The organism is Candidatus Trichorickettsia mobilis (genome assembly GCF_963422225.1).
GTDB lineage: Bacteria > Pseudomonadota > Alphaproteobacteria > Rickettsiales > Rickettsiaceae > Trichorickettsia > Trichorickettsia mobilis_B.
This window is the reverse complement of the sequence record NZ_OY728607.1, coordinates 977800-998727: the sequence shown is the minus strand read 5'-3', so window position 1 is coordinate 998727 and position 20928 is coordinate 977800. Positions and strand designations below refer to the sequence as shown.

Genomic DNA, 20928 nt, shown 5'->3' with positions numbered 1-20928 from the left:
TACAAGTCTAAAAACCACGATTGAGCAATAAATATGGCAAATGACATTACCTTAAAACATATGACCTTAAATTTTGGTCCGCAACATCCAGCCGCCCATGGAGTGTTAAGGTTAATTTTAGAACTTGATGGCGAGGTTATTAATAAAGCTGATCCTCATATCGGGTTATTACATCGAGGTACAGAAAAATTAATAGAACATAAAACCTATATGCAAGCTATTCCGTATTTTGATCGGTTGGACTATGTATCACCTATGTGTCAGGAACATGCTTTTGCACTAGCGGTAGAAAAATTACTAGCTTGTGAAGTACCAAGGCGTGCACAATTTATCAGAGTTATGTTTTCGGAATTAACTCGTATTTTAAATCACATTATGAACATCACCGCTCAAGCTTTTGATGTTGGTGCCACTACGCCAATGTTATGGCTATTTGAAGAACGTGAAAAAATAATGGAATTTTATGAGCGTGTTTCTGGTTCTAGGATGCATTCCAATTACTTTAGACCAGGAGGAGTAGCACAAGACTTACCCGAAGGGTTATTAGCAGATATAGAAACTTGGTTGCAACAATTTCCAGACAAATTAAAAGATGTTGAAGCATTGTTAAATAATAACCGTATCTGGAAACAGCGACTTGTTGATATTGGGGTTGTTAGTCAGAAACAGGCAATGGATTGGGGCTTTTCTGGACCGATGTTGCGTGGATCAGGTATAGCTTGGGACTTGCGTAAATCTAATCCATATGATGTATATGCAGAAATGGATTTTGATGTACCTGTTGGTAAAAATGGTGATTGTTACGATCGATATTTAATCAGGGTTGAAGAAATGTATCAATCTTTACGAATTATCAGGCAGTGTATTGATCAAATACCTGAGGGAGCAATTAAAACCAGCAATGGTAAGATTGCTCCTCCTTCAAGAAAAGATATGAAAGAGTCTATGGAAGCGTTAATTCACCATTTCAAACTATATACTGAAGGCTATAATGTACCTAATGGAGAGTCATATGGAGTAGTTGAAGCACCAAAAGGAGAATTTGGCGTATATCTATATGCTGATGGCTCAAATAAACCTTATAGATGCCGAATTAAAGCTCCAGGTTTTGCACATTTACAAGGAATAAATTTTATGACACAAGGACACATGATGGCTGATGTCGTCACTATTATTTCTAGTCTTGATATAGTATTTGGCGAGGTTGATAGATGACCCCAAACGAAATTTTAGAATTTAGTTTTAATAAAGATAATTTACAAAAAGCACAAGAGATTATCAGCCATTACCCGGATGGTAAGCAACGAAGCGCGGTATTACCCTTGTTAAATTTAGCACAATCTCAGATTGGTGGATGGTTGCCACAGATAGCTATAGAATATGTCGCAAAATTCTTAGATCTACCTTTTATCAGGGTGTATGAAGTTGCTACATTCTATACTATGTTTAATTTAAAACCAGTAGGCAAACACCATATACAAATATGTGGCACCACTCCATGCTGGTTACGTGGTAGCGATGAAATTACTAAAGTTTGTCATAATGAACTAGGGATTCACTTGGGAGAGGTCACTCCAGATAAACAATTTAGTCTGGTTGAGGTGGAGTGTTTGGGCGCTTGCGTGAATGCTCCGATAGTTCAGATCAATGATGATTATTTTGAGGATTTAACCCCTGAACTCATGGCTGAATTACTCAAAAGCTTAAAGCTGGTGAATCAGTTTGTCATGGCTCACAAATAGGTAGAACTGGCGCTGAACCAAAAAAACAATAATGGTGCCCCTGGCCGGACTTGAACCAGCACACTAATAAAAGCTGCAGATTTTGAGTCTGCCGTGTCTACCAATTTCACCACAGGGGCGATATACTCGTTAAACTTTGAGAATTGGCGTTGTCGTTCTTGAAGATCTGCGGTGCTCACGTATATAGTATACGCTGCGCTCCTCGACTTCAGAACTCCTAGCACTTCTCAAAGTTTAACTTCGTCTATCCAACAACTTAACGCATAAACTTTGGCGTTGTCGTTCTTGAAGATCTGCGGTGCTGCTCACCTATATAGTATACGCTGCGCTCCTCGACTTCAGAACTCCTAGCTCTTCTCAAAGTTTAACTTCGTCTATCCAACAACTTAACGCATAAACTTTGGCGTTGTCGTTCTTGAAGATCTGCGGTGCTGCTCACCTATATAGTATACGCTGCGCTCCTCGACTTCAGAACTCCTAGCTCTTCTCAAAGTTTAACTTCGTCTATCCAACAACTTAACGCATAAACTTTGGCGTTGTCGTTCTTGAAGATCTGCGGTGCTCACGTATATAGTATACGCTGCGCTCCTCGACTTCAGAACTCCTAGCTCTTCTCAAAGTTTAACTTCGTCTATCCAACTTAACGCATAAATATGGCGTTTTATACTTAATTGTTTTACAGAATTCAATGATAAAAGTCAAAAGTTAGTTTTACGATTTAATGCTACAAGATAATATTCTCTGGATTCCTTTCTACTAGCAGCTGGTTTAAAATGTTTAACTATCTTAAAATTCTGTTTTACTTTATGCAATAATTCATGCTCTGTTCCACCACGAAATACTTTAGATATAAAATGTCCGCCTGGATTTAATATAGTTAAAGCAAAATCCAACGCACATTCACATAAATACAAAGTACGTACATAATCAGTAGCATTATGCCCAGTAGTATTTGCAGCCATATCGCTTATAACCACATCAGCACCATCAGGTAAATTATCTATAATTATTGCTGGAGTATCAGCATCAAGAAAATCTTTTTGGATAAATAGTACTCCTGGAATTGTTTCCATCGGCAATAAATCTACTGCTACTATATTATTACACTTTGGATTTATCTTTGTTGACCTAGATACTCGTGCCGCCACTTGACTCCAACTGCCAGGGGCAGCTCCAAGATCAACTATCTTAGCATCTGGTTTAAATAGTTTAAATTTATGGTGAATTTCTAATAGCTTATATGCTGCTCTTGATTTATATCCCTCAACCTTTGCTTTCGCTACATAAGGGTCATTTAATTGGCGTTGTAACCATTGATTCGAAGAAGCTTTACGAGTTCTAGCTGATTTTAGTTTCACTGATTTATTACGATCGAGTAGCATTATCCCTCTTGAACTATTTTAATGTCCTTAGCTATATTATCTAACATAGAATTGACAAACCCAACTTCGTGTTCAGTGATCATATCACTAGCGATGTCGGTATATTCATTAATTATAACTTTACGTGGTATCTCAGGAAAATATTTTAACTCACAAACAGCAATACGCAGCAATGCCAATAATAATATTGATAAATTAGCCATTGTATTATTGTCGGTTAAATGATCAATTATTACTTGGTCAATTACAGAAATATTCTCCGACGTTAATTTAACCAGTTCTCGTAAATAAGTGACACTTGGTTTAATTTTAATGCGATTATCTGCACTTAAATCTAAATCTAAAAGAAATTCCTTATCTTGATAAAAACCAATAGTTTTATTCATTAATAAATCAATATCATGGTCGTTATCCAATTGATATTGATAAAATGTCTGTATGGCAGCTATTCTAGCTATGGTTTTTGTATTAATTTTATGTATAGTCATTATAAATTAAAATATAAACAAATTGTTGATGCTAGATTCTGTGAAGAAAAGTGACGAGGTCTCATTATACAAACAAAGTTTCAGGATCTCGTCAGAACCTAACTGAGATGCATAAATTCAGCATGACACTTGAGGAGATTGTGTAATACTTCAGTAATATAGAATATTAAATAATTCCTGGCAACGCAAATAGATACATAAAATATAATTTATGCTTACAATTACTGGATTTATATTAGCAATGGGATTATTGGTATTTGTCCATGAATTTGGTCATTATTATATAGCGAAAACATTTGGCGTTAAAATCGAAGAATTTTCAATCGGATTTGGTAAAGAGTTATTTGTTAAAATAGATACAAATGGCGTTAGATGGAAAATCTGCGCAATACCATTAGGCGGCTTTGTCAAGATGTATGGTGATCGTGATATTACCAGTACTGCTAAAGTTACATCAGCAGCACCAGATTTTTCATTTTACCATAAGCCTTGGTATATAAAATTCCTGATAGTTGTTGCAGGACCTATGGCAAATTATCTGTTGGCTATCTTAATCCTCAGCTGTTTCTACTTATATTTTGGCAAGCCACAAATACCTGCAATAATAGATACAGTGATTCAGGATTCCCCTGCCGCTACAGGCGGACTATTAGCAGGAGATAAAATTGTCGAAGCAGATGGTAACAGTATCAGTGATTTTAGCAAGTTGCAGAAGATTATCATGATCAATGCTAATCAACAGATTCCTTTGTTAATTGAACGAGATGACCAACAGCTAACATTGATGGTTACTCCAAAAACCAACTCAACCGACGCTAATAGTAGAATAAAAATTGGTTATATTGGTATTACCAGCAAACAGGATCCAACTTATATTAAAATGAATGTTTTAGTAAGTAGTTATCAAGCTATGCAGGATGTGGTAGATATATCTTTACTTACACTTAAAGCGTTGGGACAAATTATTGTTGGCAAAAGATCAATTGACGAAATCTCCGGCCCATTAACCATTGCGCAGGAATCAGGTAAATCACTATCGGCAGGTATATTGGATTTTATATTATTTGTGGCAATGCTGTCAATTAACCTGGGGCTAATTAATTTATTGCCTATACCTATATTAGATGGCGGACATTTAGTAATAATACTATGTGAAGCTATCACCAGGCAGCCTACAAGTCAGCTAATACAAAATATTTTATTAAAGACAGGAATGATAATTATTACTTTTCTTATTGTAATTTCTGTCTCAAATGATATAAAAAGTCTAATATTTTGAGAGTGTGCAAAGACTTGTATCAATTTATCGTGTTGGTTATCCTGAGCGACAAGGTCATCCCGAACTTGTCGCTCAGGATAACCAACACGATAAATTGATACAGCAATATTGAACGCTTTCTATAAAATCTGGTATTAAATATGATTAAAGCCCAAATAAAAATTGTAATTCTTACGACCACTATACTTTATGGCGTCTCATCTTTTGCAGCTGGCGATCATATTAATCATATTACTATTGTCGGAAATAAGCGGATAGAGCAATCTACTATTCAAAATTACCTAGGCTTTAAAATTGGTGATGAATATAACTTAGTGAAGCAAAACGAAGCCATCAGAAGCCTATACTCCACCGAGTTGTTTGAAGATATAAATATTAAGTTTATCAACGGTACGCTGATGGTTACCGTAACTGAACCGCCTTTTGTCAGTAAAGTAGATTTTAAAGGAAATTCAAAAATTAAAAACAATGTCCTATCCAGAGAATTACTTACACAAGCTGGCGAATCATTAAGTAAAGCCAGTATTCAAACTGATGTAGAAAGAATTAAGGAACTTTATAAAAGATCAGGGCGTTTTTCAGTAATCATAGAACCAAAAATTATACCTCAGGAAAATGAACGAGTTAAAGTATTATTTGATATAGCTGAAGGTCCAAAAACTGGCATCAGACATATTTATTTTGTTGGCAACGAGAATTATCGTGACGGTGAACTACGTACTATAGTTTTAACTAAGGAATCACGGTGGTTTCGTTTCTTGGAAACTAATGACACTTATGACCCTGATCGAATAGAATATGATAAGGAATTACTTAGAGAATTCTATCAATCAGTTGGATTTGCAGATTTCAGGGTGATCTCAGCAGTAGCCGAATTATCAAAAACAAAAGAACATTTTACTATCACCTACTCTATAGAGGAAGGAGAAAAATATAATTTTGGTGAAATTAGCATTGATAATAAACTTGCAGATGTTGATACCAATCAACTATCAAAATTGATCAATGTCAAAACCGGTCAAATCTTTAACATGAAAGCTCTTGATAAAATAGCTGAAAAAATTACTGCTCATTTGGCTAGCCGTGGGTATCCGCAAATAACTGTATATCCGGATATAAGCAATAAAGAACTAGGGATCACTCATGTCAAATTTATAATTGATAAAGCAGATCGGATATTTATTGGACAAATTAATATTGAGGGTAACCTAAAAACCCAGGATAAAATCATCAGGCGTGAATTCCGGATTGCTGAAGGTGATCTGTTCAATCGCTCTTATCTTGAAAAAGGAGAGCAAAACTTGCGTAACCTTGACTATTTTGAGAAAATACATACTCAGATTACTCCAACCAGAAAAAAAGATAAATATGACCTTAATCTGCAAGTAGAAGAAAAATCTACAGCATCTATTGGTTTTGATGTTGGTTATAATACTGCTGGTGGAGCTTTTGGACGTTTATCATTTATAGAACGTAACTTGGTAGGCACAGGCAAATACCTGACAGCCGGTATCCAGGGGGGCAAAAGAAGCACTAGCTATTATGGTGGGTTAACGGAACCTCATTTTCTTGATCGTGATTTATCGCTAAGTGGTAATGTATTTAAAAATCATAGTGGTCGTAGTGGAGGTTTTGGTCAGGTAGAACAAAATTATACCTTGAAATCTGTAGGGTTAAAAACATCCCTTGGTTATGATATCACCGAGGATTTAACTCATGATATTGATTACTTGATTAAACAAGATAAGTTAAATGCCCCCGAAGCTTCAAGTTCACGATTTCTTACTGAACAGATGGGTAAATTTACTACCTCTGCCATTGGTCAAACTTTAACATATGATCAGACCGACAGTAGAATTATTCCTAAGAATGGTTATATCATTAGTGGTTCTCAAGAATATGCCGGTGTTGGTGGTAATAACAAATATTTAAAGCATGAGCTAGATGGAAAATATTTTAAATCTTTTAATAATAATAAGTTAACTCTTAAATTAGCTGGTAGTGCAGGCGATATTAGAGGTATTGGCGGTAAAACGGTGCGAATTTCCGATCGTTTTAATTTAGGTGATTATACTTTAAGGGGTTTTGCTTTCGGTGGAGTTGGTCCTAGAGATAAAAAAACTAAAGAAGGTCTTGGTGGACAACAATACTATAGTCTTACCACAGAACTCAATTTTCCCCTTGGATTACCGGAAGAGTTTAATGTTACTGGTGCAGTGTTTTCTGATATAGGTAGTGTTTGGGGAGTTAAACTAAATCCAAGAAGTCAATATAGACGTGATGAATTTTATAATGATAAATCAATGCGCGCCTCTGCTGGCTTTGGGATAATATGGATTACTAGAATCGCACCAATTAGGATAGATTGGGCAATACCGATAAGAAAAAAACTGTATGATGATAAACAACATTTCCATATAAAATTCTCAACACATTTTTAATATATGGTGGTTGATGCTACATGCGTCATCTGAGACGCTATTTGCTGCATAATTCAACTGGAAAAGCTATAAATTGTGAGCGTTCACGAGTTTTTAGTTGAACTATTCCACACACAAGGCGTTATCACAAGGAGCCGTTAGACCCAAAGTGATCCCAGAAATTAGCTCGAGTAATGGAGGAGGCGTAACTTTTATAAAAGACTGGATTGCTTCGATTTTTAACAAAATCTCGCAATGACGGCTTTTTCTAAAAACCATGAACGCTTATTGTAAATTTAGGGAAATAGGTATGAAATTAATAAATGAGTGATTTTACTACCAATAAAAAAACCTAATATTGCAGTACAGACGCTAAGTATCACGTACAATATTGCTAATAAATCTAAGTTTTTAGCCAGCAAATTTCCGAATTCTAATGTAAAAGAAGAAAAAGTAGTAAACCCTCCGAGAAAACCAGTGGCCAAGAATAGCCTGATGGTAGAAGCTTGAGCTGTTAAGTATAATTCTAACAACTTTTCTAATAATTCGGCTACACATCCCATCATCAAACAACCGACTATATTGATTAAAAAGATTTGCAGCGGAAAATGCACAAAGACAACTTCAGGCAACGCTCTACTGACGGCAAACCGACATATAGCCCCTAACGCCCCTCCTAATCCAACTAATAAGTACTCCGTTATTATGGGGTTCTAAGCACAAATCCCCGCCGATAAACCAACTACTCTCTACACCCTTTGAGATATAGAGTTTCAGGCTGTTTTCAAGCCCCCGCTCTGATCATTTAAAGTTCCGTCTTTTAAATGTCTTTTGTTAATATAAGTGTTGAGTGAGATATGATTCTTGTAACCAAAGAATTTTGCTATTTTTCTTATTGAAAGTCCAAGTTTTAAGAGTTCTATAATTTTGCTGGCATCTTTGTCAAACTTACTTTTTTGTAGAGTTCCAATTGGCTTACCTAGTATTTGTCCTTGAGACTTTTTGAGTGCAAGGGCATCTTTGGTACGTAAGCTAATCAGATCGCGTTCAAGATCCGAAAATAATGCAAACAAGGTAATTGTAACTTTGGAATTCATATCCTGCTTGCTGATATCAAGGTTTTGTTTAAGTATTACCACCCTGACATTTCTTGCAACTAGCGCATTGACCAGTTCTATAACTTCAGGAGTACTTCTACCAAGTCTACTAAGCTCTGTTACAATCAACATATCAGAACTAGAGAGTCTTTCTAAGACGTCTTCGATTCTCCTCTGTTTAGGAGTTTTTCTAGAAGACATTTGAATCTCAACAAACTCATTTATTTTTAAATTATTTTTTTGTGCATATTCCAATATTGCAAGTTTTTGATTATTTAATTCCTGTTTATCTGTTGAGGTACGAATATAAGCAATAATTTTGGTCATTTTTTAGCCCGTTAAGTTTTAACTCTAGTATTAGAAGAAAACTATACATAGTATATATACTATATAACATATAACGCACCTACAAAACAGCATTCTCTTAACGGTCGATTTATCCTATACAAAAAGTTATAATTTTATGGTTACAGGTTATAAACGTATCAAAATTTTAAGCGAAGCTGAAATCAATGATCTTTATTCTTTGCCAAAATTTACATTAGAAGAAAAGATTGTTTTCTTTACTTTAAATAAGAAAGAGAGACAGTTTGTTGAAAAAATTCCTGATATTTCTTCTAAAGTTTATGCAATATTACAACTTGGCTATTTTAAAGCCAAAGGTCGGTTATTTTCTTTTAATTACGAAGATGTCCAACAAGACTTAGATTATGTATTGACTCAGTATTTTACTATCCAAAATAAACACAAAAGTATATTGCTGAAGGCAAAAAAAGAGGAAACTAATAAGAAGATTCTTGCTTTACTAAATTTTAGAGATTTCAACGATAAGGCACACAAAGAGCTTGTAGAACAAGCTCTACTTTTAGCTCGTATTCATGCAAATCATCTAGATATTTTTAGGGAACTATTGTCTCAGATTCAGATAAGACAAATCACATTGCCAAGTTATACTATATTACAGGGCATCATAAGTTTAGCAATCAGCATCGAATTTAAACGTATAGACAATATCCTTACGAGTAATATATCTCAAGCCTTTGAGACCTTTTTGTCAAATATGACTCAATCAGGTTCTACAGTAAATTTATCAATACTCAAGATAGAACCAAAGAATTTTAAATATTTAGAGCTCAAAGCAGAATGTGCTAAGTCTCTTACGTATTCAGAATATTATAAACTATCTAAACAGCTAATAGATAAACTTGAAATATCACCTAAATGCATTAGGTACTATGCTGGTATTGCAGATGAATACAATATTTACAGATTAGAAAAACTTAGCAGGCCTCTTATAAAACTATGTTTGCTATGTTACATTAATCAGAGATACAAAGAAATCATCAATAATTTATAGTATAGGAATTTCAAAAATTTTACCAAAAATATTTTTTTGAAAATTTTAAAATTTTCTTTAAAAATTTGGTTGTTAAATTGTGATATTAGAAATTATTGACACTTGTATAAAAATCTTCTCTTAAAATCTATCTCAAAATAGGCCAATTTTTTAAAATTATATTAACGTGGCGTGAAGCAACGGTTCACCATATGAATATCACCGAGGCGTTCACAATAATTCATTGATCTTCACTAATAACAAGGGTGGAGATAAACCGTAATAAACCTGTCTCAGGCTCATAAATTGATTACAGTTTGGACAAGATAACGGATCTTTTTTAAAGTTTAACCAAATCATTAATCTCCAGTTCAATGACTTGATTTTCTTAGGTATAATTTGGTTTATCGCCTTATATACAATAGGTAGTTGTATTCCTCTAGTTCTGTTAGATAAAAAGCCGTAGTACCTTATTATTCGAAAATAACGATCGGGTATGTGCATAATCAGGCTAGATATAAACTGCAGTACAGGCATTGTGACGTGATCAATCGTGTTATTGTAGTGGTCAAGAAATCTAAACGTTACTTGCAGTCCATCATATTCCTCTATTCTTGCCTCAGAAATAGGAGGTCGTTTTATATATCGCCCTAAATAGTTTATGTTGCGTTTATGATCGTCTGATGGTTTTTGCAAATAAACATACCAACTGATTTCATATAGGCCGATCATCCAGTTGTTAAAATCGCCATCATTTTGATATTTCGACGGTAATTTCAAATTACTTGAGGCGTATTCTGAGCGAAATAACTCAAGAATTCTATGTCTCCACATTTTTTTAATAGGCTCGGCAGGGAAAAATAATTTACGCCAATTACCCTTGCTATCTATACCGCCGCAAGTAACCGATAAATGGATATGAACATTACGTTTTAAATCTCTACCGAAGGTGTGCAGGGCAGTAAATATAGCGACTACAATCTTTTTCTTTGTTGCTATTTCCTTAATAATTCCGGCGGCAACAGCAGAAATTAATCCAAACAGATTGCGATTAAGCCAAAATATTGGCCATAATGAGTCGGGCATTGTAAATGTAATGTGCTGCCAACGTGTCTTTGGTAGAACATTGGTAGCTTTACTTATCCATTGATCTGTTTGCTTCTTACCGCAACGAGAACAAAATCTACCTTTACAACTAAATACTACTGATTTACCGTGATCACATGTAGGGCAGCTATAACTCTTAAATCCTAAATATTTCGTTCCGCACAATATAACTTTAGTAACGTTAAAGATAATACCATACCTCAGCTCGCTATATTTTTCAGTGAAATCGACGCCAATTACCCCGATCAAGAAAAATATGTTTTATAGAGATTCCTTTACCGATTATTTCCATCTTTTACTCTGATTATTTGTAATGACTTGCATATTACCTTTGATAACAGAAGTTGGCAAGAGATGTAAAAAGCTAAGCTGCCACCGATAGGTGGCTTATCTTGCTGATATACTGGAATATGCTCAGAGTAGACAACAGCTACTACCAGCAAAAAAGCGTAGCAGTTGTTCACCTACGCGAACTCATCTAGAGCATATAGCTTAAGGCTTAGTTTAATGAGAAATTTTTTACGATTATTATTAATATAAACTTTATAATAAATACTATAACTTGTATTCTATAAAAAAATTAAGTTCTAAAAATGACACAGCTTAACATTACTCAAGATGAAGCTGATTCTCTTTTTAAAATGGAAAAAATCAAAATAGATGACAATCCTTGGGGTCTCCCAGATCTTGGTGGTAAAATAGAAGTGCCTTTAATATCTGTTGATAAAAGAGAACATTTTATGCTTGATATTAGTAGAGGGAAAATAAATCTTAAGCGGCAGAAATATCAAAATCGAGCTAGAGATGCTATAATACTCGCACGTCTTGATCTTGGAAGCCCTCACAGGAATCCTAATGGTGAAGAAATAGGTATTCCACATTTACACTTATATAGAGAAGGATATGGTGATAAGTGGGCATTTACCATTCCAGATAATATTTTTCAGGATATAAATGATTTTTGGCAAACTTTACATGACTTTATGCGATATTGCAAAATTATTGAAGTACCAAATTTTAGCAAAGGGTTATTCTCATGACCTTAAATATAGAACATCTTTTGAATGATTACTATAGATGGTTAAAAGATAAAACAGCCTGGAAAGAATTAAAAGATTGGGTTGAGATCACTACTCCTTATCTTGATTGTCATAACGATTACATTCAAATTTATCTAAAGCAGGAAGGAGATAGTTATATTCTTACTGATGATAGCTGGACTATTGATGATTTAGAACAGTCTGGCTGTATATTGGATTCTGATAAACGACAAAAATTTCTGGAAGTAACTCTTAATGGTTTTGGTGTACATAAAAATAATAATGAAATGTTTGTTAAAACCAATCACCAAATTTTGCTTTAAATAAACATAATCTTATTCAAGCAATTCTTGCTGTTAACGATATGTTTTACCTGGCTAGACCTAATATTGTTGCGTTATTTTATGAAAATGTGCAAATGTGGCTGGATAGTTATGATATCCGATATTCTGAAAGGGTTGCATTTTTAGGTCAATCTGGTTATCTTAGGCACTTTGATTTTCTTATTCCAAAATCAAAATATGCCCCTGAACGTATGATTCAGGTAGTGAATACTCCCAATAAAAATAAAGCGACCAGTATTATGGGAGATTGGTTTGATACCAGAGAAGTTCGTGCGCCTGATGCCAAGGCATATACGTTTATAAATGATAGTGAAAAACCTATTTCTGAAAATTTTCAGGATGCTTTAAAAAATTATCAGATTATTCCTGTACCATGGAGTAAAAGAGATGATTTTAAGAATGACTTAGTGGCATAGTTAATAGAACCTGGGATTCTATTAACTTAAATAATACTCAAAAAAGTAGAAACACGACATTTCTGTATTGCCCATAACCTGACATTTTAACTTTGCGTTGACACCACTTGATTGCCATAGAGCAGCCGGTTGATACCTCAACTGCAACAGGTAAAGCATTCTTTGATATGCTCGGCGTCTTCGCTGAGTTTGAAACTAACTTGCGCCGTGAACGACAAGCTGACGGTATTGCTGCGGCAAAAAGCAAGGGTATTTATAAGGGTAGGCCGCCGTCCATTGATCAGTAATAAGAGAACATCTGCTCGAGGGTAAGCGCCCTACTCAAATTGCCAAAGATTTAGAAATATCACGAGGTATGGTTTATAAGGTAAAACAAATTAATAAGTAGCACACCTAACTTCGAATGATGGCAGAGCTCTAGATGATTATAATCAACTCTTAAAAGGGAAAATGAGAAAATTAAACTATTATCTATTATGGGTCTTTATTTTTCAATTGATAGGTTTCGGCCTAGGTCAAATAAGCAAGGCTAATCTGGAATGGTATGATTCTATTACTAAATCTTCTTTTACCCCGCCAAATCTAGCGTTTCCTATAGTCTGGAATCTGTTATATATTTTACTAGCTTTATTAGGGGCTTACCTCTGGTCTAACAGAAAAGTACCGGCTTTATCTCACCTCTTAATATCTTATTTTAGCCAATTAGTATTTAATTGGCTGTGGACTCCAGTCTTTTTTGGCTTGCACTTAACGTATTGGTCTCTCGTAATTATTATAATAATATTTTTTATAACTCTATGTATAATCCTTAAATCATGGTGCAATTACCGACTAATAGCATATACTTTAATTCCTTATATAGTGTGGGTGAGCTTTGCTGGTTATCTAAATTTGATAATATGTAAAGCCAATATCTAATTATTTAGAAATAATTTACATATATTATGTAATGAAACATATAAAGAAATGACAAGTAAAACTACTATATGAGCTTAATAATCCAATGGTTCCGTCAAGATTTAAGAATATCTGATAACCCTGCTTTATTTGCAGCTGCGAATAAAGGGGAAATTCTTCCTATATATATACTTGATAACGAAAACGCCGGTAAATATAAAATTGGTTCTGCTAGCCGTATATGGTTACATCATTCTTTAGAAAAACTCAACGAATCTTTAGAGTATAAATTACGTATTTTCACAGGCGATGCTAAAGAAGTTATTGCTCAGCTTTTACAAAAACATAATATCTCGGCAGTATACTGGAATCGTTGTTACGAACCTTGGCGAATCAAGCGTGACCAAGCTATCAAAGAAATGCTAAAACGATTAGGGGTTGAAGCTCATAGTTTTAATGGATCCTTGTTAATAGAACCATGGGAGCTACTTAAAGAAGATGATAGTTTTTATAAAGTATTTACTCCGTTTTATAAAAAGGCTTATTTAAAAGGTTTTCTTACCGGCAACCCAATTAGTAAACCATATAAATTAATGATATCTAACCAAAGGATAGAATGTTTAGACCTAGACTCTCTAAAATTATTACCAACATCAACCTGGAGCGAGGGAGTAATATCTCATTGGCAAATAGGGGAAGAAGCGGCTTATAAGAAGCTAGAATATTTTTTACAAAACGGCATTAATGATTATAAAGAAGGAAGAGATTTTCCTGATAAACAAAATGTTTCTTATCTTTCTCCCCATCTACATTTTGGAGAACTTTCACCACGGCAAATCGTTTACAATATTCACAACAAAGTAAGCAATAGAAATCTAGAACATTTTCTACGTGAAATAACCTGGCGGGAATTTTCTTATTATCTACTATACCATTTTCCTGAATTGCCGGACAAAAACTTTCAATCTAAGTTTGATTATTTTCCTTGGAGAGATCAAACAACTTTATTAAGTGCATGGCAAAAAGGAGAAACTGGATATCCTATTGTAGACGCTGGAATGCGTGAACTTTGGCAAACCGGCTATATGCATAATCGTGTTCGTATGATTGTTGGCTCTTTCTTAGTTAAAAATTTACTTTTACCCTGGCATCATGGAAGAGACTGGTTTTGGGACTGCTTATTAGATGCCGACCTTGCCAATAATAGTGCTAGTTGGCAGTGGGTTGCAGGTTCTGGCGTTGATGCTGCTCCATATTTTCGAATATTTAACTCAACATTACAGGGAAAGAAATTTGATCCGGAAGGGAGTTATATATTCCGCTTTATCCCTGAATTAAATAAATTGCCGAAACAATTTCTTTTTAATATCTGGGAAGCACCAAGCTCTGTCTTAAAAAAAGCAGGAATTACATTAGGACAGAATTATCCCAACCCTATAATTGACCTGAAATATTCAAGAGAGAAAGCTCTACAAGCTTATAACAGCATTAAATAGTTGGAAAGTTGTAAGTGGTCGATGCATCTACATTAGACCTCTTTCGAAACTCATTTACCAAGCTCCCAATTATATAAACCAGCAATTAAATTGAACCTAAGACCAAATCTTTTGCGTCTATTTCGATATTTATCAGCAATTATTTTAAAACGCTTTAACATACCGATAACATTTTCATTTAATACTCTCAGGACTTACGCAAATCGCACGACAGGGCTCTTTAATTCCTGGATTAAATAGTTCCTTAATAACCCGCTCTTTAGCTGATATACGGTGCTAGAAGCAGCATTTGCAGCTTTTTTCAAACAATTCCAGACCATGATAGCGCAAGCTATATGATTTCTCTGTATTCTTCCTATTCTACATTGGCACTTTTCAATACCGGTGACTTGCTTGACTTCACGATGAAATTCCTCAATCTTCCACCTGAAGCCATACTCTTGTTGTACAGCATCAAGCGAATTTTGAGCCATGTCGTTTGTGACGACATAGTCAGTTCTGTTGGTAGAAACAGTTACTCTGAATAATTTCACTTTATGATCTTTAGGAAATTTATGAATCTTGATAATCTTACCGTTGCTAATATCATCAGTACTCCAATCCAAAGAATCAACTCTACAGTAAGCCTTATTACCGTTGCTATCGTCTACTAAACGATTACTTTTGATAGGACAATAGTAATATTTACCGATAGTTTCTATTTGAAGTAGAATCGAGGTTGTCGCATACCAACTATCCATAAGTACTGTGTTAAATGCAACCTTTTTGCTATAATGAGCATTACGCAGCATTTCTTTAACGTGATCTATTTTAGTTAAACCGTCTTTATCGGGATTGAATATCCTATAATCTATTATCCAAAACTTATTCTCTTTAGGATTAACATAAACACAGGTCACAATACCTATGCCTTTTATTACTTCCTTGGCATTGCCGCTATATTGATACCTGACTTCATCTATATTATTCGAGTAACTTTTATCTAATACGCTATCGTCAAATAGCAACTTGCCGTTAGCGCTGAAGATAATCTCTTCTTTACCGTGTTCCCATATTAATCTTGGTGATAATTTAGCATTCGCTAGATATCTTCTGACCCTGTCGTCGCTTAAACCTTCTACATGATCAGCAAAATTTGTAATAGTATAATTTGTCTGGCTCGATAATAAATACTGACAATAATCTATTCTTGTAGTCATCTTATACTCACAATCTAAATTACATTATACTCCCATAATATCTCGATTCTTATCTAATTTCATTAGTCTTGCGGAAGTCCTGACTCTGTCACTTGCTAAACTTCTATTATTTTTCTTATCTTCTTTAGTTAAAGCATTCTTTTTACTCTTTTTCTTTGGTAGCTCAGAATTTGTATGAATCTTCTGTAAGCCTTGATAACCAGTATCAGTAATCACTTTAACCTCAGGCAGTATATGGGTTCTTGATTCTTTAAATAATTTAAAATCATGACGCTTACCATTGGAAAAAGAAGTGCATATGACTCGTTTGCTTTTCTTATCTACTACTATTTGAGTCTTTAACGTATGTCTTTTCTTTTTACCTGAGTAATAGTATTTCTGTTTTTTTGGGGTCGCTCTATAGGGCTTTCTGTAGCATCTATTAAAACTAATTCATACTCCATACCGCTTTTAACTAGAGCCTTCTTACCTGGAAGAGCAAAATCCGGATGTTTTATTAGAGTGTCTTCAACAAAACGAATTGTTTTAAATGCACTGCTTTCGCTAACTCCATAATTCTTAGCTATATGAAAATAGGTACGGTATTCCCTTAAATATTCAAGTGTCATTAATAGGCTGTCTTCCATACTAAGACTAGCTCTTCTGCCACCTTGGTACCTCCTATTTATTTGTTTCTCTGTCTTTAAAATCCCTACCATCTTTTCAAATGTACTATTTCTTACCCCTGTTAATCTTCTAAAATGCTCTTCCGATAAAATGCTTAAATTTTTATATCTCATATAGTTCTAAATTAAGTAAATTCGACTTTATAACATATTTAGTCCAGTTTCGAAAGAGGTCTATTACAAAAAAGGTTGCTTGATAAAAAACAGCACTATTGAAACTTAAGCAACAGAGAGAGATTAATTATTGATGTTTATATAGCTAAACCTCTATAAAACGGTTATAATCAAAGGGTATAATTAAAATAATTGTTATGACATATTCGATAGATTTTAGAAAGAAAGTACTGGCTATCAAAGAAAAAGAGAAGATGAGTTTTGAATCAATATCAAAACGTTTTGGAGTAGGAAAAAACACGGTATTTGTATGGACTAAAAAAATATCTCCTCTAAAGAATAGGAATAGAGCTTCGAAAAAAATACCGATTGATAAATTGAGAGAAGACGTGGTGCAATATAGTGACGCGTATCAATATGAAAGAGCTGAGCGGTTAGGAGTGAGTAAATCTGGAATACAAAAAGCATTAAAGAAGTTGAACATTACGTATAAAAAAAGCTTTAAAACATCCGAAGGCAAAAGAAGAAGAGAGGTTAGAATTTCAGAATAAGATAAAAAAGTACGAGGCAGAGGAAAAAGTTATTGTCTTTACCGATGAGAGCGGGTTTGTCCATAGCGCGCCTAGAACTCACGGATATTCGGCAAAAGGCAAGAGGTGTTATGGTGTTCATGATTGGCATCCGTCAAAAAGAACTAATGTTATAGGGGCATTAGTAGGTAAATCGCTGCTAACCGTGTCAATTTTTGACGGCAATGTTAATACAGTTATTTTTAACAGCTGGGTAGAACAAGATTTAATACCGAAATTACCTAATAATTCCGTGGTTGTGACAGACAATGCAAGTTTCCATAAAAGTCCGTATTTAAAAACTATGATAGAAAAAGCTGGTCATATATTGGAGTACTTACCGCCTTATTCTCCTGATTTGAATCCTATTGAACCAAAATGGGCTCAAGCTAAATCTAGAAGAAGGAAATATCGCTGTGACGTAGACACTCTGTTTGAAAAGTACATGTTATAACCGTTTTATAGGGGTTTAGCTATAGTAATAACACAGAACTGTTCAGACATAGGTAGTAGATTCTGGTTTACTACAATATCTCTAATGGGAGTGTTCGGTGAACTGTGTCATTTTAAAAATCATCTCCTAAATTTTAGTCTGTCTGGGAAATAAATATCCAGCTGAGAAATTGCCAAAGCCCAATTTGGTACCGGCATATTCCATTTAGCTGTAATTTGTTTTATAGCGCAAAACATCAATTTAAACAAGGCGTTTTCTGATGTGAATGAGCCTTTAGTTTTGGTATATTTTCTGACTTGACGATGAAAACCCTCTATAGGGTTGGTAGTATAAATCAGCCTCCTTACCTCGTTCGAGTACTTAAAATAAGTGGTTAAATTATCCCAATTTTGTTGCCAGGATTTTATAACCATTGGATATTTTTTACCCCATTTTTCGTCAAGTTGTAATAGATTATACTCAGCAGAATCCTTACTTGCTGCCTGATAGACAGTTTTTAAATCTACCATGAATTCTTTTTGGTTCTTACTGGCAACATTTTTTAATGAATTACGAATTTGGTGTACTATGCAAAGCTGTACTTCAGTTCTAGGAAATGCCGTACTGATCGCTTCCGGAAAACCTTTGAGACCATCTATGCAGGCAATCAATATATCTTCAATTCCTCGTGCTTTTAAATCATTTAATACTGAAAGCCAGAAATGCGCTCCTTCTGATTCAGCGGGATAAAATCCCAGTATCTCTTTATATCCTGAACTGTTGATGCCCATAATATTATAGAGTACTTTAGTGATGACTTTATTATCCTGCTTTACTTTAAAAAACATTGCATCTAAAAACATCACTGCATATACCGATTCAAGCGGTCTTGCTCGCCATTCATTTAGCATTGGCACTAGTTTATCAGTTACACTAGAGATAGTAGCTGCCGATACTTCTACCCCATAAATTTCTTGTAAGTGATTAGCTATCCCATCATAGGATGTCCCAAGACCGTAAAGGGCTAGTATTTTATTATCAAGTTCCTCATTTAATATTGTTTGGCGTTTTTTAATTAATTGTGGTTCAAAACTACCGTTGCGATCTCTGGGTACTTCAAGTTCAAAGGCACCACTACCAGTTCTCATAGTTTTAGTAGCAACGCCATTTCTGCGGTTGCCGCCTTGCTCAAGCGTCTCTTCTTCTAAATGAGAATCCATCTCACCTTGCAAAGCTATTTGTGTTAAGTCTTTAACTAAATTTGTTAACAGCCCACCTTTACCAAGTAATGGTTTGCCTTGATAGAGACCCCTAACAATCTCGGCTAACGCCTCATTTTGTGTCGAAGGTAAATTTGTTACTTGCTGCGCTAAACTAACTTCAGTTAAATTATTACTGTTTATATTCTTCTTCATGTCAAACTCTCTGCTTTCTGTACAGTTTATAAAGATAAATTACTTATTAATTTATCTTTATCCTGAATCGGTTGCAAAGATAATTTTTTATCATTAAAAAATTATCTTTCTAGGTTTGACACAGTTTGTTGAACGTCCTCTCTCTAATGGATTCAGCAGTATCTACACCACCGATTTCTCGAGTTAATGTTACTTGAACATCTTTAGATTCTAGGTACTCTGCCAACATTTTTGCTTGAGTAGATTTTCCGCTGCCCTCTATTCCTTCAAAGCTGATGAACTTACCTTTATAGTTTGATTGTTGGTTTGCTGTATTATTAGTTGTTTTTATCATAGTACCCTGTGCTTAGGTTAAGGTTGTTCTAGCAGCGCCCTTAAAAAAGGCTTGCCTTTTTCTTTCAAGCGCAAAAGCGAAGCATTAATAAAAAATCAATGCGTTTACAGCGTAAGCGTGCATTGATTTTTTATTAATACTTTGCTAATTCTTGATTTTTATATATTGCTTACTTTACTTCTTTCAAATTATTAATTTGATACATAAACTTATTGTTATTCTCTAGCTTATAAGGCTTACCTATGCTATACTAGAGCCATGTTTATATACAGTAAAATAAGTTAATTATGAATAGAATTTCGCCGCGCGTGGATGTCGCGTTCAAGAAAATTTTCGGAGTAGAAGAGAATAAAGACCTGCTTATTTCTCTAATAAATTCTATCGTATCCAACGAAGACCAAGTAGTCGATTTAACTCTACTTAACCCATACAATCCACAAAACTTTTACCGAGATAAGTTATCGGTGCTAGACATTAAAGCAAAAGGTATTGACGGTAAAAGATTTAATATTGAAATTCAAATTAGTGACGAAGCAGATTACGATAAAAGAGCTTTATATTACTGGGCTAAATTATATACCGAACAGTTAAGAGTAGCCGAAGACTATTCTTTGCTTTCTAAAGCTATAGGTATCCATATCCTTAATTTTGTTTCAATTCCTGATGCAGCCAAGTATCATAACGTGTTTCATATTACCGAAAAAGATAGCGGCTTACTCTACTTTAAAGATTTAGAGCTTCATACTATTGAGCTTAAGAAATTCACCGATAACTCTAATGAAGAATTATCTGATATAATCGTAAAAGTAAAAAACTCCCTCGACGTATGGCTAGCATTTCTAACGAGAAATGATTTATTAAGAACCGATAACTTGCCTAAAATATTAGACAATCCTGAGCTTAAAAAAGCTATCAACGTGCTGGAAGTGATGAACTTTACCGATGCTGAGAGAGAAGCTTATGAAGAGCACCTTAAGTGGCTTAGAATAGAAGCTAATAGTCTAAAAAAATATGGAGAAAAGGCTAGAGCTGAAGGTAGGGCTGAAGAAAAGATCGTAATAGCCAAAAATTTGCTTAAGTCAGGATTAACAAATGATTTGATTGCTGCTTCTACCGGCTTAACTATAGAAGAAATTAACAAACTTAAAGACTAAG

Annotated in this window: 23 protein-coding genes, 1 tRNA gene and 2 pseudogenes; 14 read left to right on the top strand and 12 right to left on the bottom strand. The window is 34.5% G+C overall.

Annotated features, from left to right (window positions below; translation table 11 throughout):
• Window positions 1-45: 45 nt before the first annotated feature.
• Complete coding sequence (gene nuoD / locus R2I74_RS04720; protein ID WP_316355299.1) at window positions 46-1215, top strand: NADH dehydrogenase (quinone) subunit D; 1170 nt, start codon at window positions 46-48, stop codon at window positions 1213-1215.
• The gene (gene nuoE, locus R2I74_RS04715) at window positions 1212-1742 is read left to right on the top strand and encodes an NADH-quinone oxidoreductase subunit NuoE (protein ID WP_316354202.1); all 531 of its coding nucleotides are present in this window, start codon (window positions 1212-1214) and stop codon (window positions 1740-1742) included. The genes nuoD and nuoE overlap by 4 nt, the downstream gene beginning before the upstream one ends.
• 32 nt (window positions 1743-1774) lie before the next feature.
• Here nuoE and R2I74_RS04710 read toward each other — a convergent pair.
• The 3 genes from R2I74_RS04710 to nusB all read right to left on the bottom strand — a co-directional run bounded on the left by R2I74_RS04710 (window position 1775) and on the right by nusB (window position 3612).
• A tRNA-Leu gene (locus tag R2I74_RS04710) sits at window positions 1775-1861 on the bottom strand.
• 579 nt (window positions 1862-2440) lie between these two features.
• Window positions 2441-3124 carry an RlmE family RNA methyltransferase gene (locus R2I74_RS04705; RefSeq protein ID WP_316354201.1) on the bottom strand — a complete coding sequence of 228 codons (684 nt, stop codon included), beginning with the start codon at window positions 3122-3124 and terminating at the stop codon, window positions 2441-2443.
• Window positions 3124-3612, bottom strand: a complete 489-nt coding sequence (nusB, locus tag R2I74_RS04700) for a transcription antitermination factor NusB (protein WP_316354200.1) — start codon at window positions 3610-3612, stop codon at window positions 3124-3126. The genes R2I74_RS04705 and nusB overlap by 1 nt, the downstream gene beginning before the upstream one ends.
• A gap of 211 nt (window positions 3613-3823) precedes the next feature.
• Here nusB and rseP point away from each other — a divergent pair, with 211 nt between their 5' ends.
• Complete coding sequence (gene rseP, locus R2I74_RS04695; protein ID WP_316354199.1) at window positions 3824-4891, top strand: RIP metalloprotease RseP; 1068 nt, start codon at window positions 3824-3826, stop codon at window positions 4889-4891.
• A gap of 140 nt (window positions 4892-5031) precedes the next feature.
• Window positions 5032-7332, top strand: coding sequence for an outer membrane protein assembly factor BamA (gene bamA / locus R2I74_RS04690; RefSeq protein ID WP_316354198.1), 2301 nt, complete (start codon window positions 5032-5034; stop codon window positions 7330-7332).
• Window positions 7333-7607: 275 nt separating this feature from the next.
• Here the strand turns inward: bamA and crcB are convergent, their stop codons facing one another.
• Window positions 7608-8015 carry a fluoride efflux transporter CrcB gene (crcB, locus tag R2I74_RS04685; protein ID WP_316355296.1) on the bottom strand — a complete coding sequence of 136 codons (408 nt, stop codon included), beginning with the start codon at window positions 8013-8015 and terminating at the stop codon, window positions 7608-7610.
• A gap of 69 nt (window positions 8016-8084) precedes the next feature.
• On the bottom strand, window positions 8085-8735 hold the full coding sequence (locus R2I74_RS04680) for a recombinase family protein (protein WP_316353392.1): 651 nt from the start codon (window positions 8733-8735) through the stop codon (window positions 8085-8087).
• Window positions 8736-8871: 136 nt separating this feature from the next.
• Here R2I74_RS04680 and R2I74_RS04675 point away from each other — a divergent pair, with 136 nt between their 5' ends.
• Entirely contained in the window at window positions 8872-9765 is an 894-nt protein-coding gene (locus R2I74_RS04675) for a DUF4158 domain-containing protein (protein WP_316354197.1), read from the top strand.
• Window positions 9766-9975: 210 nt separating this feature from the next.
• Here R2I74_RS04675 and R2I74_RS04670 read toward each other — a convergent pair whose 3' ends face one another.
• Both R2I74_RS04670 and R2I74_RS04665 read right to left on the bottom strand, forming a co-directional pair.
• The gene (locus R2I74_RS04670; RefSeq protein WP_316352999.1) at window positions 9976-11100 is read right to left on the bottom strand and encodes an IS91 family transposase; all 1125 of its coding nucleotides are present in this window, start codon (window positions 11098-11100) and stop codon (window positions 9976-9978) included.
• 26 nt (window positions 11101-11126) lie between these two features.
• A complete protein-coding gene (locus R2I74_RS04665; RefSeq protein ID WP_316354196.1) occupies window positions 11127-11315 on the bottom strand; it encodes a hypothetical protein in 189 nt (62 codons plus the stop codon).
• A gap of 129 nt (window positions 11316-11444) precedes the next feature.
• On the opposite strand from R2I74_RS04665, the gene R2I74_RS04660 reads away from it, so the two are divergent.
• From R2I74_RS04660 to R2I74_RS04640, 6 genes are all read left to right on the top strand, one after another.
• On the top strand, window positions 11445-11891 hold the full coding sequence (locus tag R2I74_RS04660) for a DUF6978 family protein (RefSeq protein ID WP_316354195.1): 447 nt from the start codon (window positions 11445-11447) through the stop codon (window positions 11889-11891).
• Window positions 11888-12214, top strand: a complete 327-nt coding sequence (locus R2I74_RS04655; RefSeq protein WP_316354194.1) for a DUF1828 domain-containing protein — start codon at window positions 11888-11890, stop codon at window positions 12212-12214. The genes R2I74_RS04660 and R2I74_RS04655 overlap by 4 nt, the downstream gene beginning before the upstream one ends.
• A 41-nt stretch (window positions 12215-12255) precedes the next feature.
• Window positions 12256-12651: a DUF1829 domain-containing protein gene (locus R2I74_RS04650; protein ID WP_316354193.1), complete on the top strand. Its 396-nt coding sequence runs from the start codon at window positions 12256-12258 to the stop codon at window positions 12649-12651.
• Window positions 12652-12758: 107 nt separating this feature from the next.
• Window positions 12759-12938, top strand: coding sequence for a recombinase family protein (locus tag R2I74_RS04645; RefSeq protein WP_316354192.1), 180 nt, complete (start codon window positions 12759-12761; stop codon window positions 12936-12938).
• A 163-nt stretch (window positions 12939-13101) separates the two neighbouring features.
• Complete coding sequence (locus tag R2I74_RS08210) at window positions 13102-13569, top strand: TspO/MBR family protein (protein WP_394355824.1); 468 nt, start codon at window positions 13102-13104, stop codon at window positions 13567-13569.
• 68 nt (window positions 13570-13637) lie between these two features.
• Window positions 13638-15044: a cryptochrome/photolyase family protein gene (locus R2I74_RS04640; protein WP_316354191.1), complete on the top strand. Its 1407-nt coding sequence runs from the start codon at window positions 13638-13640 to the stop codon at window positions 15042-15044.
• 50 nt (window positions 15045-15094) lie between these two features.
• On the opposite strand, the pseudogene R2I74_RS04635 reads toward R2I74_RS04640, so the two are convergent.
• The 3 genes and pseudogenes from R2I74_RS04635 to R2I74_RS04625 all read right to left on the bottom strand — a co-directional run.
• Window positions 15095-15232 (bottom strand): annotated as a pseudogene (locus tag R2I74_RS04635) (IS5/IS1182 family transposase); the annotation flags it as partial.
• A 6-nt stretch (window positions 15233-15238) separates the two neighbouring features.
• Entirely contained in the window at window positions 15239-16243 is a 1005-nt protein-coding gene (locus R2I74_RS04630; RefSeq protein WP_316354190.1) for an IS701 family transposase, read from the bottom strand.
• Window positions 16244-16324: 81 nt separating this feature from the next.
• A pseudogene (locus R2I74_RS04625) lies at window positions 16325-17022 on the bottom strand (IS5 family transposase); the annotation flags it as partial.
• Window positions 17023-17219: 197 nt separating this feature from the next.
• Here R2I74_RS04625 and R2I74_RS04620 point away from each other — a divergent pair.
• Together R2I74_RS04620 and R2I74_RS04615 are read left to right on the top strand one after the other, a co-directional pair.
• Complete coding sequence (locus R2I74_RS04620; protein ID WP_316353116.1) at window positions 17220-17573, top strand: IS630 transposase-related protein; 354 nt, start codon at window positions 17220-17222, stop codon at window positions 17571-17573.
• Window positions 17512-18045, top strand: coding sequence for an IS630 family transposase (locus R2I74_RS04615; RefSeq protein WP_316355231.1), 534 nt, complete (start codon window positions 17512-17514; stop codon window positions 18043-18045). Before R2I74_RS04620 ends, R2I74_RS04615 begins: the two co-directional genes overlap by 62 nt.
• Before the next feature lie 119 nt (window positions 18046-18164).
• On the opposite strand, the gene R2I74_RS04610 is transcribed toward R2I74_RS04615, so the two are convergent.
• Entirely contained in the window at window positions 18165-19439 is a 1275-nt protein-coding gene (locus R2I74_RS04610; protein ID WP_316354189.1) for an IS256 family transposase, read from the bottom strand.
• Window positions 19440-19548: 109 nt separating this feature from the next.
• Window positions 19549-19773, bottom strand: coding sequence for a dTMP kinase (locus tag R2I74_RS04605; RefSeq protein WP_394355823.1), 225 nt, complete (start codon window positions 19771-19773; stop codon window positions 19549-19551).
• 287 nt (window positions 19774-20060) lie between these two features.
• On the opposite strand from R2I74_RS04605, the gene R2I74_RS04600 reads away from it, so the two are divergent.
• Complete coding sequence (locus R2I74_RS04600; RefSeq protein ID WP_316354188.1) at window positions 20061-20927, top strand: Rpn family recombination-promoting nuclease/putative transposase; 867 nt, start codon at window positions 20061-20063, stop codon at window positions 20925-20927.
• Window position 20928: the final 1 nt, after the last annotated feature.

Coding starts and splice junctions, on each gene's coding strand:
- nuoE (WP_316354202.1), top strand. CDS start 1,212: ATGACCCCAAACGAAATTTTAGAATTTAGTTTTAATAAAGATAATTTA.
- R2I74_RS04705 (WP_316354201.1), bottom strand. CDS start 3,124: ATGCTACTCGATCGTAATAAATCAGTGAAACTAAAATCAGCTAGAACT.
- nusB (WP_316354200.1), bottom strand. CDS start 3,612: ATGACTATACATAAAATTAATACAAAAACCATAGCTAGAATAGCTGCC.
- rseP (WP_316354199.1), top strand. CDS start 3,824: ATGCTTACAATTACTGGATTTATATTAGCAATGGGATTATTGGTATTT.
- bamA (WP_316354198.1), top strand. CDS start 5,032: ATGATTAAAGCCCAAATAAAAATTGTAATTCTTACGACCACTATACTT.
- R2I74_RS04680 (WP_316353392.1), bottom strand. CDS start 8,735: ATGACCAAAATTATTGCTTATATTCGTACCTCAACAGATAAACAGGAA.
- R2I74_RS04675 (WP_316354197.1), top strand. CDS start 8,872: ATGGTTACAGGTTATAAACGTATCAAAATTTTAAGCGAAGCTGAAATC.
- R2I74_RS04660 (WP_316354195.1), top strand. CDS start 11,445: ATGACACAGCTTAACATTACTCAAGATGAAGCTGATTCTCTTTTTAAA.
- R2I74_RS04655 (WP_316354194.1), top strand. CDS start 11,888: ATGACCTTAAATATAGAACATCTTTTGAATGATTACTATAGATGGTTA.
- R2I74_RS04650 (WP_316354193.1), top strand. CDS start 12,256: ATGTTTTACCTGGCTAGACCTAATATTGTTGCGTTATTTTATGAAAAT.
- R2I74_RS08210 (WP_394355824.1), top strand. CDS start 13,102: ATGAGAAAATTAAACTATTATCTATTATGGGTCTTTATTTTTCAATTG.
- R2I74_RS04640 (WP_316354191.1), top strand. CDS start 13,638: ATGAGCTTAATAATCCAATGGTTCCGTCAAGATTTAAGAATATCTGAT.
- R2I74_RS04630 (WP_316354190.1), bottom strand. CDS start 16,243: ATGACTACAAGAATAGATTATTGTCAGTATTTATTATCGAGCCAGACA.
- R2I74_RS04620 (WP_316353116.1), top strand. CDS start 17,220: ATGACATATTCGATAGATTTTAGAAAGAAAGTACTGGCTATCAAAGAA.
- R2I74_RS04610 (WP_316354189.1), bottom strand. CDS start 19,439: ATGAAGAAGAATATAAACAGTAATAATTTAACTGAAGTTAGTTTAGCG.
- R2I74_RS04605 (WP_394355823.1), bottom strand. CDS start 19,773: ATGATAAAAACAACTAATAATACAGCAAACCAACAATCAAACTATAAA.
- R2I74_RS04600 (WP_316354188.1), top strand. CDS start 20,061: ATGAATAGAATTTCGCCGCGCGTGGATGTCGCGTTCAAGAAAATTTTC.